Genomic DNA, 14,200 nt, shown 5'->3' with positions numbered 1-14,200 from the left:
TGCGGGGCCCCTAGAGCACCGCGGTGGAGAGAAAAGGGCAGGGTAAGGGCATCCCCACCCACGGCAAGTTTAGCGGCACTCTCCCCCCACACGAAGCGAGTCCACCAGATCGAGCATCCGTAGCGGGACTCGCTTTCCAGCGGGGTCGGCCTAACCGCTGCGGTTTGCTGGGGGGACGGGATTCACTTGGGTGTCAGCGGGGTCGGCCTATCCGCTGCGGTTTGGTGGGGGCGGATTTACTTACGTAGCAGCGGGTCTGGGATCCTGTTGCTTACCGGCGGGTCGGCCTATCCGCTGCGGTTTGGTGGTGGGTGGATAGATGGGGTGGGGGTGGTCTGGTGGTCTTTACGGGGTGGCGGAGCCCAGGGTGGCCAGGCCGCGCAGGGTGCGGGCCACCAGGTCGGTCACCGCCGGTTCGGCTGCTTCGGCGTCTGCGGTGACCAGGCCGATCCTGGTGCGGCGGTGTAGGACGTCCTCCGCGCTCAGTGCTCCCTCGTGGCGCACCGCCCAGACGACCTCTGCGGCGGTGATCGGGTTGCCCGGGGCGATCGGTGTCCCGAGTTCCGGGTCCAGCAGGGCCAGGGAGTGCACGGTGGACGCCTCGGTGCCGTAGCGGGCGACCAGTCTGCGTGGGGCGTCTACAAAGGACAAGGCATCTCGTGGGGCGGCGCCGACCAGTGCTATCGCCTTGGTTCGGGTCGGGCCTGCTGGTATGCCTGCGGCGTCGGTGGCCGCGTCCACGGCGTCGGCGGCCATTCTGCGGTAGGTGGTCAGTTTGCCGCCGACCACGGTGATCACGCCGTTTGGTGCCGTTAGTACGGCGTGGTGGCGGGACAGGTCTGCGCTGCGGGAGTCGCTGGCTGTGCCGGGTGAGTCGACCAGCGGGCGTAGGCCGGCGAACGCTCCCAGGACGTCGGCCCTGGTGAGGGGGTGTTCCAGGGCTGCGGAGACGACCTCCAGCAGGATGTCCACATCGGACTCTGGCACGGTCGGCACGTCGGGCACGGGGCCGTCGACCGGTTCGTCGGTGATGCCCGCGTACACCCGGCCGTCGTCCTGTGGGAGTACCAGGCCGAAGCGGCCGAACGAGCCCGCGATGGGGACCGTCAGCGCTGTTGCCCCGGTGCCGATGGCGGCCGCGTCGAGCACCAGGTGCGAGCCGCGTGACGGGCGGAGTCGGACTGAGGGGACCAGGTCGCCTGCCCACACGCCGGTCGCGTTGACCACGGCGCGGGCCCGTACCTCCACTGCCGTGCCGGTGAGGCCGTCGACGATTTCCGCGCTGGTGCCGGTCAGGCCGGTGACTCGGGCGCGGGTGATCACCCGCGCACCGAAGCCCGCCGCGGTGCGGGCCAGGGCGACGACCAAGCGGGCGTCGTCGACCAGTTGGCCGTCGAACGACAGCAGTCCGCCGCGCAGGCCCGCGCGGCGGAGTCCCGGGGCCAGGGCGAGCGCCTCGGCCGTGGACACCCGGCGTGGGCGGGGGAGCAGGGTGGACGGGGTGCGTGCGGCGCGGCGCAGGCCGTCGCCCGCTAGCAGGCCGGTGAACGTGAGCGCGGCGTCCCGCCTGGACACCGCCGGGTGCAGCGGGACCAACTGCGGCAGCGCCCGGGTGAGGTGCGGGGCGGTGGTGGTCATCAGCACCCCGCGCTCCACCGCGCTCTCGTGCGCTAGGCCGACGTCGCCCTTGGTCAGGTAGCGGAGGCCGCCGTGGACGAGCTTGCTCGACCACCGCGAGGTGCCGAAGGCCAGGTCCTCGGCCTCCACCAGGGCCACCGTGAGCCCGCGCGCGGCGGCGTCGAGGGCCACGCCCGCGCCGGTGACGCCGCCGCCGACCACGAGCAGGTCGACGACCTCGCCCGCGGCCAGCGCGGCCAGGTCGGCGGCGCGGCGCTCGGCGTGCAGGGCGGTGTCGGTCATCGCGGCTCCGGTCTGAGGCTGGCGTCGAGCAGGTGCGCGAGCTCGCCGAGCAGCTCCTCGGCGTCCACGTCGGCGGTGGCCGGGCCGTGCGAGAGCACGAACGACTGCACCACCAGCAGCAGCGCGCGGGCCTGGGTGGCCGGGTCGGCGACCCGGACCGAGCCCTCGTCGTGGCCCGCGACCAGCTGGGACAGCAGGAACTGCTCGGCGATGTGCTGGGTGCTGCCCAGCCGCTGCACCACGTACGGCAGGACGAGTTCGCCGTCGCGGTCCAGGACGGTGCGCATGAGCGGGTCGGCCACGATCGCGCGGACCCCGGCCACCGCGCCCGCGACCAGCCGGGCCCGGGCGTGCGGGCCGCCGGCGGAGCGGTTCGTGCGGGTGAGCAGCTGGCCGAACTCGCGCGTCATCAGGGCCGCGAGCAGGCTGCGCACGTCTGGGAAGCGCCGGTAGAGCGTCATCCGGCTCACCGCCGCCCGCCGCGCCACGTCGGTGAGGGTCGTCCGGCGCACCCCCTGGTCGAGCACGCACTCGCGCGCCGCGTCCAAAAGGACGTCGTCACCCACCCGACTGGGTGAAGCGGTGTGACGTTTTAACGTCATGTGTCACACTCTATCCGTGAACGTGCCCGTGGACCACCTCGACCACCGGATCCGCGGCGGCTGGACGTCGTCCGGCGCCGCTGACGCCGAGCTGCCCGCGCACGCGAGCCGATGGCTGAGCGCGAGAACCGGGCTGACACCGCGGCGCACGCCCGTCGCGCCCGACTCCGGCCTTGCGGTGGCCGAGTCGGAGCTGCCCGCCCAGGTGCGGGCTGTCCTGGGCTCCATTGTCGGGCCCGAGCACGTGCTGGTCGAGCGTGCGGACCGGTTGGGTCGCGCGGGCGGGCTGTCGTACCTGGACCTGTTGCGCCGCCGGGGTTCCGGCGAGCTGCCGGTGCCGGACGCCGTCGTGCTGCCCGCCGATCCGGCGCAGGTGCAGCGCGTGGTGGAGGTGTGCGCCGAGCACGGTGTCGGGATCGTCCCGTTCGGCGGTGGCACCTCCGTGGTCGGCGGCGTGGCCGCGCTGCGCGGTGACAAGTCCTCAGTTGTCGTGCTGGACCTGTGCAGGTTGGACGAACTCGTCTCGGTCGACCCGGTGTCGCGGTTGGCGGTCTTCCAGGCCGGTGTGGTCGCCCCGGAAGCTGAGCGGTTGCTCGCCGCACACGGTCTGACGCTCGGGCACTTCCCGCAGTCATATGAACGCGCCACCCTCGGCGGGTTCGCGGCCACCCGCTCGTCCGGACAGGCGTCGGCGGGGTATGGCCGGTTTGAGGACATGGTCGAGGGCGTCCGGTTGGCCACCCCGCGCGGGGAGTGGAGCGTTGGTGTTGCCCCCGCGTCGGCAGCGGGGCCGGATCTTCGGCAGCTCGCGGTCGGCAGCGAGGGCGCGTTCGGCGTGATCACCGAGGTCACCGTGCGAGTGCGCCCCGCGCCGGTGTGGCAGCGGTATGAGGGCTTTGTCGTGGACGGTTTCGCGGGGGGCGCGGAGGTCGTGCGCGCGTTGGCGCAGGCCAGCGCGCTGGGGACGGTCACACGGTTGTCAGATCCCCAAGAGACCGAGGTAGGACTAACGCTCGCTGGTAGCTGGAAGATGGCCGCGCTGCGCGGTTATCTGAAGGCCCGCGGCATCGCGGAGCCGTGCCTGCTGGTGATCGGGTGGGAAGGACAGACCAAGCACGAGATGCTCTTGCGTAGACGGTCCTCCCTGCGCTTCTTGGGCAAAGCTGTCCGCCTCGGCACGGCTGCCGGGGAGGTCTGGCGGCACGGGAGGTTCTCCGGGCCGCGGCAGCGGGATGCGTTGATGGACGTCGGTATGTGCGTGGAGACCCTGGAAACGGCGACGTACTGGTCGCGGTTGGGCGAGCTGCGCACCGCGGTGCGGGACGCGCTGGTGGCCTCGCTGACCACGGGCGAACGCCGACCGATCGTGGCGTGCCACATCTCCCACTCGTACGAGACCGGCGCTTCCCTCTACTTCACGACGTTGGTCCCGCGCGACCTCGAAGACCCGGTCGGCCAGTGGCGCGACGCCAAGGCGGCGGCGTCGGAGGCGATCGTCGGCCTGGGCACGATCACCCACCACCACGCCACCGGGGTGGACCACGCGGCGTACCTGCCGGGCGAGATCGGCCCGCTGGGCGTCGACGTGCTGCGCGCGGTGCGCCGCGAACTCGACCCGGACGGCGTGCTGAACCCGGGGAAGCTCGTCTAGCCCCGGCGCTGTGCCTACGTCTCTGCCTGTGCCTGTGCCTGCGTCTTGCGGCGGACGACGCTGAGCGCCAGACCGCCGACGAACCCGCCGAAGAACAGGATCACGGCGTAGTCGCCGCGGTTGCTGATCGCCCGCTCGCACATGTCGAGGTAGCGGGTCGTCTCGTCCCGGTCGGGCTGCCCCAGGTCGGCGACCACGGCGTCGGTCTCCACACCGCCGAGGGTGTTCCCGCAGGTCACCGAGGCCTTGTGCGCCGGGTCGGGGTGCGCGACGCCGACCGGCACGATGGCCAGGACGAGCCCGGTGACCAGCGCGACCACGGCCAGCACGGCCGCGAAGGCCCGCGGCGCGAGCGTGATCTGGGCGAGCGGGTCGCCCCCGTCGGTCGTCATGGCGGAGAGCGTGACTGATGACCCGGCCCGCCGGCTAGGGGCGATTCGGCGGAAGACCCCACGCCACGGCGCGTGTGACGAGGGGTCCTCCTCAGCCGTCGGGGGACCTCGGGAGGCTCCGCCAGCCGGCGGCCACCGGAGCGGCCACCGGCGCAGCATGCCGGATCAACGGTGCGCACCGGAATGGTGACTCAGCGGTAATCAGCCAAGCGGTCGTGCACCGCAGCAGCCTCAGCGGCACTTGTACACACCAAGACCTGCCGCAGCAGAGAGCCACCGCCCGGGCTCTAGCTACGCCCCAAGACCTGCCGCAGCAGAGAGCCCCCGCCCGAGCTCTAGTTCTTCATCCCTAACGTTCTGCATCCCTAAACCCAAGCCCGCTGGTACGCAACACCCGCTACGGACATGCTCGATTGGTTGGACTGCCTTCGTGTGGGGGGAGGCGACCGCTAAACTTGCCTCAGTGGTGGGGATGCCCTTCTCCCCACGCTTTTTCCCCACGCGGTCGCCTAGGGGCCCCGCGCGAAGGCAGTCCAACCAATCGAGCACCACCGCCCTTCTCGGGCACCTCATCCGCACGTGCCCAAGACACAACGGGCAATCCGGGGCGACCTGATCGCGCGATTCCGGTGGATTGCGTGCCCCGGCCGGCTGCTGCGTTCCCTACAGCGCCGCGCGGACCGCGGTCTCGATCGGCGTCGGTTCGCGGCCGATCAGCTTGGCCAGGTCGGGGCGGACCTCGCGGAGCGTTCCCACCCGGATGTTGGCGTTGATGTCGGTGAGCAGCTCGGCCAGGAATCCCGGCAGGCCGAAGCCGAGCAGACCCGCCTTGAACTCGTCGTCGGTCACCGCCGCGAGCGGGAGCGGCTTGCCCGACACCTGGCCCGCGATCCCCGCCAGCTCGTCGAAGGACCAGGCGCGCGGGCCGGTCAGCTCGTACACCGCGCCGTCGTGGCCGTCGGTCGTCGCGACGATCGCGGCGGCCAGGGCCAGGTCGTCGCGGCTCGCGGAGGCGACCTGGCCGGTGCCGGTGGAGGTCACCAGGGCGCCGTGCTCGACGGACTGGGCCAGGCCCGCGGTGTAGTTCTCGTGGTACATCCCGTTGCGCAGGAAGGTGAACGGCACGCCGCTCGCCCGGATGCGCTCCTCGGTGTCGGCGTGCACCTTGGCCAGGCCCAGCGGGGAGGTCGTCGCGTCGGTGACGCTGGTGTAGAGGATCCGGCCGACGCCGGCCTCGACCGCGGCGTCGACGGCGGCGCGCTGGCCCGCGGTCCGCTCGGCGTCCGGCCCGTTGGCCGAGACCAGCAGCAGGGTGTCGACGCCGTGGAAGTCCAGGGTCTCCGGCCGGTCGAAGTCGCCCTGCCGCACGGTGACGCCGCGGGTGGCCAAGCCGGTGGCCTTGCCCGCGTCGCGGACGGACACGACCAGCTCGCTCGCCGGGACGCGGTCCAGCAGGTGGTGCACGGCTCGCCCGCCGAAGTGCCCGGTGGCGCCGGTGACCAGGATCGTCATGGTGGTTCTCCCTCGTCTGTGGTGCGCTAACCGTACGAGGGGTACTAACCACTGGTAAGTACCTACCTTGAAGTCCTATACTTACCTTCACGAAAGAGTCCAGGTAGGAGGTGTGCGCCTGATGAGCGGCATGATCGAGACCACATCATTCGACGTGTTCGACCGCAATTGCCCCGGCCGCACGGTGATGGAGCACATCGCCAGCCGGTGGGGCGTGCTGGTCCTCGGCGTGCTGCTCGACGGCACCCGCCGGTTCAGCGAGCTGCGCCGGGCCGTCGGCGGGGTCAGCGAGAAGATGCTCGCGCAGACGTTGCAGGCGCTGGAGCGCGACGGGCTGGTGCACCGCGAGGTGCGGCCGGTGATCCCGCCGCACGTGGACTACTCGCTCACCGAGACCGGGGCGCTGATCGCCGAGCAGGTGCGCGTGGTCTACCGGCTGATCGAGGAGAAGACGCCGGAAATCCTTGTCGCGCAAGAGGAGTACGACGCCCGCAAGGCGGCCCGGTGAACCCGTTCGCCGACTCCGACTTCCCCGCGCTGCCCTATCCCGGTTCCCGCCCGCCGTTCTCCTACGTCCACAACGCCGGTTCGGGCTCGCCGCTGCGCGCCGACGCGGGCAGCCTCTCCGGTTGGCGGGTCGGTGACCAAGACCTGGATTCCTGGCTCACCACAAGGGATTCGAAGCCGCTCGCCGAGCGCGTGCCGGTGCTTTCCTACGGCTCCAACCCCTGCCCGTCCAAGCTCACCTGGCTGCGCGAGACGCTCGGGCTGGTCGAGCCGGTGGTGGTCCTGCGTGCCCGGTGCGCCGACCTCGCCGCCGTGTGGGCCGCCGGGCTCCGGGTGGTCGACGACCAGCGGCCGGTCGTGCTGGCCGCGTACCCGGGCGCGGTCGAGGAGCACGCCGTCCTGATGCTCACCCCCGCGCAGGTCGCGGTGCTCGACGTCGGTGAGGGGCGGGGCGAGCGCTACCACCTGGCCCGGGTCTCCTCGGGCCGGGTGACCCTGGTCGACGACGGTGGCGTGCTCGACCGCGTCCCCACTTACGTTGGCGCGTCGGCGATCCGGCGCCCGCTGCTCGTCGACGGGCACCTGGTCCGCTGCGCCGATGTGCCGCAGGCGGTAGCGGTCGGCCTGGTCGGTGAACCGGCCGCGGGGGATGGTCTGGACATCGAGGTCCTGACCGGCGCGCCCGACCCGGCCGAGTACCCGCGGTCGCTGTTCGTCTACGGCACCCTGCAACCCGGCGCCTCGCACTGGCACCTGCTCGCCCCGCACGCGGCGGGCTCGGCGCGTCAGGCGCGGCTCGCGGGAACCATGTACGACACCGGTTTCGGCTACCCCGCCCTGTGCCCGGGGGTCGGGCCGGGGGTGCCGGGGTGGCTCGTGCCGCTGCGCGCGGGTGCGGACCTGGCGGCGACGGACGCCTACGAGGGCGCGAACTACGCCCGGGTCCGGGTGGTGTTGTCCGACGGCACCGTGGCCTGGACGTACGTCTGGACCGCCCCGGTCGACGGGATGGCCGCTCTCGCGGCGAGTTGGCCCCCGATCGGGTGAACGAAACCCATTGCGCGGCAGGGCTTTCGGCGGCTTTGGTACCAAGGTCCCCTCACTACGCAAGGGGGAAATCATGTGGGGGAGTTCTTTCGCCGCGGTCCTGGTCGCGTTGGGCGTGGTCGTACCGGCGACCGACGCGGCAGCGGCACCGACGGCCAAGTGCGTGTCCACGCAGCTGTCCGGCGCGATCGTCAGCCTCGACCCGGGGGCGGGCCAGCGGCACGCGATCATGCGCGTGCGCAACGCGTCCGCGACGACGTGCTCGCTCTACGGGTACGGCGGCCTGCAGCTCACCGCCGCTGACGGGCGGCCCAACCCGACCAACTCGGAGCGGGTCGCCAACCCCGGCCCGAGCCAGGTGGTGCTGCGGCCGGGCGCGGGTGCGGACAAGGTCCTGGACTGGTGGGCCTCACCCGGTGAGGGGGAGCCGACCACCGGGCGGTGCCAGCCGGAGTCGACCGGTCTGCGGGTGATCCCGCCGGACGGCACGACCGCGTTCACGGTCACGTTCACCTTCGGCTCAGTCTGCATCGGCGGTCTGATCCGCAACAGCGCCTACTACCCGGCCGCTGGATGAGGGTTCGGGGGCGGGCGTGGGGGTGTCCGCGATGCCGTCCCACCGGTGGACACCCCCACCACCCCGACCCGTGGGACGCGCTCCGCGTCCCACCACGGCCGCCCCGGGTGTGTCTGAGACCCGAAGCAACCGATGGTGGATATTTTCACTCTTCAGGGTCGAGTTGTAAACAGGCAACTGTCAGTCGGTGCCGAGTTCTTCCTCGAACTCGGCCCAGAACTGCTCCACGCACCGCTCGATCCGGATGCCCAGCTCCAGGGACTTGACCTGCCACGGGTCGGCCACGTCGATGACCTGCTGGTGCATCGCGGCGTACCCGTCGGCCCGGTCGCGGTGCGACTCGCGCCGGGTGCGGGCCAGGTTGGCCAGGTCGGCGGCGGTGCCGAAGGTGGCGAAGAACAGCTTGAGCAGCCCCAGGTCGCGCACCTCGGTCTCCTCCGGCGTCGCCGCCGCCAGCCACTCGCGCAGCGCCTCGCGGCCGCTGTCGGTGATCGAGTAGGTGCGCCGCCGCCGCCCGCCGGACTCCGCCGAGACGCTCAGCAGGCCCGCCTCGGCCAGCCGGAGCGGCTCGTCGTAGAGCTGGGAGTGCGCGAACGCCCAGAAGTTGCCGATGGTGAAGCCGACCCGCTGCTTGAGGTCGTAGCTGGTGGCCGGGCCGTGCGCCAGCATGCCCAGCACCACGAACGAGGTCGGGTTGAGCTTGCGGGGATGGGGGTCAGTGGGCAGGGGGTCACCTCCTGGCTCGGCGGAACTCTAAGACCCTACCTAGCAGGGTGAACCCCTGTCCCCGTTCGGCGGTACCCGGGACGGCCGGCGGCCGCCCCGGGGCGCCGACTGGCTCAGTCCAGGTGCTTGACGTCGAGCCGTCCTTCTGAATGGGCCGCGCGCAGCACCTTCTTGTCGAACTTGCCCACGCTGGTCTTGGGGACCTCCTCGATGAAGGCCCAGTTCTCCGGCAGCTGCCACCTGGCGACCTTGTCGGCGAGGAACCCGCGCAGCTCCTCGGCCGTGGCGGTGGCGCCCGCGCGCAGTACGACGGTCACCAGCGGGCGCTCGTCCCACTTCTCGTCCGGCACACCGATCACCGCGGCCTCGGCGACCGCGGGGTGGCCCATCACGTGGTTCTCCAGCTCCACCGAGGAGATCCACTCGCCGCCGGACTTGATGATGTCCTTGGAGCGGTCGGTGAGGGTGAGGAAACCGTTGGGGGTCAACGTGCCCACGTCGCCGGTGCGCAGCCAGCCGTCGCTGAACTTCTCCGCGCCCTCGCCGTCCTCGTCGAGGCGGTAGTAGGAACCGGCGATCCAGGGGCCGCGGACCTCCAGCTCGCCCACGCCCTCGCCGTCCCACGGCACCTCGGTGCCGTCCTCGCCGATCAGCCGGGCGCGCACGCTCGCCGGGAGCCTGCCCTGGGTGTAGCGGTAGGCCCAGGTCTCCTCGTCGGTGAGCCCGACCGGCGGGCGGCAGACGGTGCCCAGCGGCGAGGTCTCGGTCATGCCCCAGGCGTGGGTGATGTAGACGCCGTACTTCTCGGCGAAGGTGTGCATCATCGACGGCGGGCACGCCGCCCCGCCCACCACGACCTCGCGCAGCGAGCTCAGGTCGGCCGGGTGCTGGTCGAGGTGGTTGAGCATCGCCTGCCAGATCGTGGGCACCGCGGCCGAGTGCGTCGGGCGCAGCGCGGTGATCATCGCGGCCAGCGGCTCCGGCTGCAGGAACCGGTCCGGCATGATCAGCGACGCGCCGGACATGAACGCCGCGTAGGGCATCCCCCAGGCCATCGCGTGGAACTGCGGCACGATCACCAGCGAGGTGTCCGCTGAGGACAGTCCCATGCCGTCGGCCATGCAGACCTGCATCGAGTGCAGCCAGATCGAGCGGTGCGAGTAGACGACGCCCTTGGGGTTGCCGGTGGTGCCGGAGGTGTAGCAGATCGCCGCCGCCGCGCGCTCGTCCTGCTCGGGCCAGTCGAACTCCGCGGGCGCGGCGTCGAGCAGCTCGGCGTAGGAGTGCACCTCCACCCCCTCGGGCGCGGTGATCGCCGCGGCCGGGCCGTTGGCCACGACGACGTGCCGGACGGTGGTGAACGTCGGCAGCACCTTGGCCAGCAGCGGCGCGATCGAGGCGTCGACGATGACGACGTGGTCCTCGGCGTGGTTGGCGATGTAGGTGAGCTGCTCGGGGAAGAGCCGGACGTTGAGCGTGTGCAGGACCGCGCCCATCGCGGGCACCGCGAGGTAGGCGGTCAGGTGCTCGAGGTTGTTCCACATGAACGTCGCGACCCGCTGGTCGCCGGTGACGCCCAGCCCGCGCAGCGCGTTGGCCAGCTTCGCCGCCTGGACCCCCACCTCGGCGAAGGTGGCGGTGCGGCCCTCGGCGCCGGTCCAGGTGGTGACCTCGCTGCCCGCGTGCACGGTCGAGCCGTGCCGCAGCAGGGTGGCGATGGACAGGTTCCCGTCCTGCATCGTGCTCAGCATCGTTGATCAAGCTCCCTGGGGGTCGGACGGCGGCGGCGCCGTCGCGGCGGATCGGGGCCCCGACTTACTGACTGGTAGTAGGGAGCACCCTAGTGCGCCGCGGACCCGCGCGACACGGGGAAAATCGACCAATCCGGGTATTTGATCATGCTGTCACGCTGCGTCGCGGCGGCCTGACCTGCGGCCTCCGCAGGTCCTTTGCGCGTGTCGGGGGTATGTTGCCCTGCGAGGTGTCGTTTACTGGTGAGAGGCATCGGGCCGCCGGGTCGCGCGGTTCGCCTAGGGCGGGTTTCAGCTACCGCTCCGGTGACCGTCGGTAGTCGCGATGCCCGCTGAACCACTGCTGACCCGATCGCTGCCGCGGTCGGGTGAAGAAGGAAAGGATTACCACGTTGGCTCTGCCCACGTTGACTCCCGAGCAGCGCGCGGACGCGCTCGCCAAGGCCGCCGAGGCCCGCAAGGCCCGGTCCGAGCTACTGGCGTCCATCAAGTCCGGGGAGCGGACCATCGCGTCGGTGCTCGGCAAGGCGAAGGACGACAAGACCATCGGCAAGACCAAGGTCGCCGCCCTGCTCAAGGCCGTCCCCGGCCTGGGCGCGGTCAAGGTCGCGGCCCTGCTCGAGCAGGCCGGGATCGACCCCGACCGGCGGGCCGCCGGTCTCGGCGACCGGCAGCGCTCCGCGCTGATCGACGCGCTCAACTAGTTCCAGTACGCCGTACCCCGCAGGTGGGCACCCCCAGGGGTGCCCACCTGCGGTTTTTCGTCGCTAAGCGTGGTCAAGCGCGTGGGCAAGGCCATAGCCCGCCCGCCCGCCGGAGCGCGATCCGCTGGGCATGATGGGGGGATGGACGCGGACTGTGACCCGACGGGCCCGGGTGACCCGGCCCGACTGGTCGAGGGCTACCGGCCCGGCGACTTCCTGCTCGCCGGGCCCGAGCACACCGTGCTGGCGAGCGGGGCGCAGGCCGTGGTCGCCGAGACCGACCCGGACGAGCTCGCCGCCCAGGTCACCAAGCAGTTGGTCGACACCCGGGCGCCGCTGGCGGTGGGCGCGCTGCCCTTCGCCGGGCAGGCCCACGTGGTCATCCCCACCGCCGCGCGTCGCGCCGGGACTGTCCACCCGTACCGGACCACGACTCCGACCTGGGGTTCCACCGCTTCGTCGTGGGTCGAGGAGCCGCCCGCCGACGGGTACGCCCGGGCGGTCGCGGCGGCGGTGAGCGCGCTGCGGGCCGACGACGGCCTGCGCAAGGTCGTCCTCGCCCGGACGCTGCGACTGGGCTTCGACGAGCCGGTCGACGTGGCCCGGCTGCTGCCCGGGCTGGCGGCCGCGAACCCGCTCGGCTACACGTTCGCGACACCGCTGCCCGATGGGGGGACCCTCGTTGGGGCGACCCCCGAACTGCTGCTCTCCCGGTCCGGCACCCAGGTCGTGTCCAACCCGCTGGCGGGCTCCCTCCCTCGCGGGGGTGATCCCGCGGCCGACCGCGCGGCGGCCGCCGCGCTGCTGGCCTCGGCCAAGGACCAGGCCGAACACCGGCTGGTGGTCGAGGCCGTGGTCGAGGCCCTGCGCCCGTTCTGCCGGAGCCTGTACGTGCCCGCGGGCCCGTCGCTGGTCAGCACCCCCACGATCTGGCACCTGTCCACCCGGGTCGTCGGCGAACTGGCCGACCCGGACGTCTCGTCGTTGCGCCTCGCCGCCGCGCTGCACCCGACGCCCGCGGTGTGCGGTACCCCACCCGCCGCCGCCCGGGCCGCGATCGCCGAACTGGAACCCTTCGACCGCGGCTTCTACAGCGGTGTCGTCGGTTGGTGCACCCCCTCCGGCGACGGCGAGTGGGTCGTGGCCCTGCGCTGCGCGGAGGTCTCGGGCAACGCCATGCGCCTGTTCGCCGGCGCCGGGATCATGCCCGCGTCTCGCCCGGAGGCGGAGCTGGCGGAGACCTCGGCGAAGTTCCGGACCCTGCTCCAGGCCCTCGGTCTGTAGCCGGGTCCAGCAAGCTAACGGCCGGTAGGAAACGCGGTTGTGACGGGCTAGAGTCGGTTCCGTGGGCACTCCGACTGTCACGTCGCCGCTGCCTCCCGAGCTGCGCGAGCTGGTCAAGGCGCAGTTGGCGAGGCTGCCGGACTTCGCCCGCGAACTGGCGAACCTCCTGGGCACCAAGGAGCAGTCCTACCGCCGCGTCGACGGGGTCGAGCTGTTCAAGGTCTGCGAGGTCAACCTCCGCCACGCCTTCAACGCCTTCATCGACGGCGGCGAGGTGAACCTCGGCTCAGCCCGCAAGACCGGCCGCGCCCAGGCACGCGCGGGCATCCCGCTCTCGGCCGTACTGCGCGCCTTCCGGATCTCGGGGACCTTCACCTACGAAGCCCTGATGGAACGCGCCATACCGCCCGGCGTGATCACCCCGGAACAACTCCTCCCGGTCTCGGCCACGGTCTGGCGCATCATCGACTCGTACTCCGACGCCATCGCCACGGCCTACAGCGAAGTAGCCGCCGACTCGGCGCGCTACGACGTGAAAGCCAGAGCAGCCCTGCTGGACGCACTGCTCGAAGGCCGCCTCACCCGCGACACGGAGTTCGACGACGCCGCACGAGCGCTGGACCTGTCCCCGGAAGGCCCGTTCGTCGTGATCGTCGGTGGCACCCCAACCGCCCTCCCCCAAGACCGGTGGCGCTCCGCCTGGCACGGCCAAGTGGGAATCGTTGTGGTGGAACGATCCGCAGACGTCCGCGCGCTGAAAGAGGCCCTGGGATCAGCGGCGGGCGGGGTAGGGGTGAGCCCACCGATCACCGGCCTGCGAAGACTCCCGGCAGCACTGAGACGAGCCAGGATCGCCCGCCGCTGCCTGGCACCAGGCGAGACCGGAGTGATCACCTTCGGCGACCGCCCACTGACCACCCTGATCGCGGGAGCACCGAACCTGGCGGCGGAACTGTCCAGGGAAGTACTGGCAGGCCTGATGACCCTGACACCGGGCGAACGAGACGTGCTGGTCAAGACACTGCTGGCTTGGTTCGACGAATCAGGGTCAGCGAAGGACGCGGCAGAGCGACTGTTCGTCCATCCGAACACGGTCCGATACAGGATCCGCCGCATCCAGGAACTAACGGGCAGAGACCCGGCACACCCAAGAGACGGCGCAGAACTACTCATGGCAGTAGAAGTGGTGCGTCTGGACCTGGTAACCGGCTGACCGAACGCAGCAGCTAACCCAGCCCAGCCCAGTCCCGCCTCGCCCTGCCCGCCCAGCCCAGCCCAGCCCAGCCCAGCCCGATCTTTCCGTCCCGCCACTCATTGTCAGTCCTTGAATCTCTGTCTTGAAATCTCTAAATGTCGAGCCCGCTGGTACGCAACACCCGCTACGGACATGCTCGATTGGTTGGACTGCCTTCGTGTGGGGGGAGGCGACCGCTAAACTTGCCTCAGTGGTGGGGATGCCCTTCTCCCCACGCTTTTTCCCCACGCGGTCGCCTAGGGGCCCCGCGCGAAGGCAGTCCAGCCAATCGA

At 71.4% G+C, this 14,200-nt stretch carries 13 protein-coding genes; 7 read left to right on the top strand and 6 right to left on the bottom strand.

The genetic code is table 11. The annotated features are described in order from the left end of the window. Nucleotides 1-345: 345 nt before the first annotated feature. Nucleotides 346-1,920 carry a glycerol-3-phosphate dehydrogenase/oxidase gene (locus QSK30_RS35905; protein WP_285509876.1) on the bottom strand — a complete coding sequence of 525 codons (1,575 nt, stop codon included), beginning with the start codon at nt 1,918-1,920 and terminating at the stop codon, nt 346-348. Next, entirely contained in the window at nt 1,917-2,522 is a 606-nt protein-coding gene (locus tag QSK30_RS35900; protein WP_285509875.1) for a TetR/AcrR family transcriptional regulator, read from the bottom strand. Before QSK30_RS35900 ends, QSK30_RS35905 begins: the two co-directional genes overlap by 4 nt. On the opposite strand from QSK30_RS35900, the gene QSK30_RS35895 reads away from it, so the two are divergent. Further along, the gene (locus QSK30_RS35895; protein WP_285509874.1) at nt 2,521-4,173 is read left to right on the top strand and encodes an FAD-binding oxidoreductase; all 1,653 of its coding nucleotides are present in this window, start codon (nt 2,521-2,523) and stop codon (nt 4,171-4,173) included. The two genes, QSK30_RS35900 and QSK30_RS35895, sit on opposite strands and share 2 nt — an antisense overlap. A 14-nt stretch (nt 4,174-4,187) precedes the next feature. Here QSK30_RS35895 and QSK30_RS35890 read toward each other — a convergent pair whose 3' ends face one another. Both QSK30_RS35890 and QSK30_RS35885 read right to left on the bottom strand, forming a co-directional pair. Next, a complete protein-coding gene (locus QSK30_RS35890) occupies nt 4,188-4,565 on the bottom strand; it encodes a hypothetical protein (protein ID WP_285509873.1) in 378 nt (125 codons plus the stop codon). Nucleotides 4,566-5,228: 663 nt separating this feature from the next. After that, nucleotides 5,229-6,077 (bottom strand): SDR family oxidoreductase, encoded by an 849-nt coding sequence (locus QSK30_RS35885; protein ID WP_285509872.1) that lies wholly within the window; start codon nt 6,075-6,077, stop codon nt 5,229-5,231. A gap of 121 nt (nt 6,078-6,198) precedes the next feature. Between QSK30_RS35885 and QSK30_RS35880 the strand changes: the two genes are divergently transcribed. The 3 genes from QSK30_RS35880 to QSK30_RS35870 all read left to right on the top strand — a co-directional run bounded on the left by QSK30_RS35880 (nt 6,199) and on the right by QSK30_RS35870 (nt 8,208). Then, a complete protein-coding gene (locus QSK30_RS35880; RefSeq protein ID WP_285509871.1) occupies nt 6,199-6,585 on the top strand; it encodes a winged helix-turn-helix transcriptional regulator in 387 nt (128 codons plus the stop codon). Continuing rightward, nucleotides 6,582-7,631, top strand: a complete 1,050-nt coding sequence (locus QSK30_RS35875) for a gamma-glutamylcyclotransferase family protein (protein ID WP_285509870.1) — start codon at nt 6,582-6,584, stop codon at nt 7,629-7,631. The genes QSK30_RS35880 and QSK30_RS35875 overlap by 4 nt, the downstream gene beginning before the upstream one ends. Nucleotides 7,632-7,704: 73 nt before the next feature. Then, a complete protein-coding gene (locus tag QSK30_RS35870) occupies nt 7,705-8,208 on the top strand; it encodes a DUF4232 domain-containing protein (RefSeq protein ID WP_285509869.1) in 504 nt (167 codons plus the stop codon). Nucleotides 8,209-8,388: 180 nt separating this feature from the next. Here the strand turns inward: QSK30_RS35870 and QSK30_RS35865 are convergent, their stop codons facing one another. Both QSK30_RS35865 and QSK30_RS35860 read right to left on the bottom strand, forming a co-directional pair. After that, nucleotides 8,389-8,877 (bottom strand): PadR family transcriptional regulator, encoded by a 489-nt coding sequence (locus QSK30_RS35865; protein WP_285509868.1) that lies wholly within the window; start codon nt 8,875-8,877, stop codon nt 8,389-8,391. 170 nt (nt 8,878-9,047) lie between these two features. Continuing rightward, on the bottom strand, nt 9,048-10,685 hold the full coding sequence (locus tag QSK30_RS35860; protein ID WP_285509867.1) for a long-chain fatty acid--CoA ligase: 1,638 nt from the start codon (nt 10,683-10,685) through the stop codon (nt 9,048-9,050). Between the two features lie 392 nt (nt 10,686-11,077). Here QSK30_RS35860 and mihF point away from each other — a divergent pair, with 392 nt between their 5' ends. The 3 genes from mihF (at nt 11,078) to QSK30_RS35845 (ending at nt 13,886) form a co-directional block, all read left to right on the top strand. Continuing rightward, nucleotides 11,078-11,389 carry an integration host factor, actinobacterial type gene (mihF, locus tag QSK30_RS35855; protein ID WP_172803343.1) on the top strand — a complete coding sequence of 104 codons (312 nt, stop codon included), beginning with the start codon at nt 11,078-11,080 and terminating at the stop codon, nt 11,387-11,389. Between the two features lie 141 nt (nt 11,390-11,530). After that, on the top strand, nt 11,531-12,673 hold the full coding sequence (locus tag QSK30_RS35850) for an isochorismate synthase (RefSeq protein WP_285509866.1): 1,143 nt from the start codon (nt 11,531-11,533) through the stop codon (nt 12,671-12,673). A 61-nt stretch (nt 12,674-12,734) separates the two neighbouring features. Then, nucleotides 12,735-13,886 (top strand): PucR family transcriptional regulator, encoded by a 1,152-nt coding sequence (locus tag QSK30_RS35845; RefSeq protein WP_285509865.1) that lies wholly within the window; start codon nt 12,735-12,737, stop codon nt 13,884-13,886. Nucleotides 13,887-14,200: the final 314 nt, after the last annotated feature.

Origin of the sequence: Actinokineospora sp. NBRC 105648 (assembly GCF_030269645.1) — a bacterium.
In the GTDB taxonomy this organism is placed as follows: domain Bacteria; phylum Actinomycetota; class Actinomycetes; order Mycobacteriales; family Pseudonocardiaceae; genus Actinokineospora.
The sequence above is the reverse complement of the archived record's forward strand: the minus strand, read 5'-3'. Positions and strand labels throughout refer to the sequence as shown.

Coding starts and splice junctions, on each gene's coding strand:
- QSK30_RS35905 (WP_285509876.1), bottom strand. CDS start 1,920: ATGACCGACACCGCCCTGCACGCCGAGCGCCGCGCCGCCGACCTGGCC.
- QSK30_RS35895 (WP_285509874.1), top strand. CDS start 2,521: ATGTGTCACACTCTATCCGTGAACGTGCCCGTGGACCACCTCGACCAC.
- QSK30_RS35900 (WP_285509875.1), bottom strand. CDS start 2,522: ATGACGTTAAAACGTCACACCGCTTCACCCAGTCGGGTGGGTGACGAC.
- QSK30_RS35890 (WP_285509873.1), bottom strand. CDS start 4,565: ATGACGACCGACGGGGGCGACCCGCTCGCCCAGATCACGCTCGCGCCG.
- QSK30_RS35885 (WP_285509872.1), bottom strand. CDS start 6,077: ATGACGATCCTGGTCACCGGCGCCACCGGGCACTTCGGCGGGCGAGCC.
- QSK30_RS35880 (WP_285509871.1), top strand. CDS start 6,199: ATGAGCGGCATGATCGAGACCACATCATTCGACGTGTTCGACCGCAAT.
- QSK30_RS35870 (WP_285509869.1), top strand. CDS start 7,705: ATGTGGGGGAGTTCTTTCGCCGCGGTCCTGGTCGCGTTGGGCGTGGTC.
- QSK30_RS35865 (WP_285509868.1), bottom strand. CDS start 8,877: ATGCTGGCGCACGGCCCGGCCACCAGCTACGACCTCAAGCAGCGGGTC.
- QSK30_RS35860 (WP_285509867.1), bottom strand. CDS start 10,685: ATGCTGAGCACGATGCAGGACGGGAACCTGTCCATCGCCACCCTGCTG.
- QSK30_RS35850 (WP_285509866.1), top strand. CDS start 11,531: ATGGACGCGGACTGTGACCCGACGGGCCCGGGTGACCCGGCCCGACTG.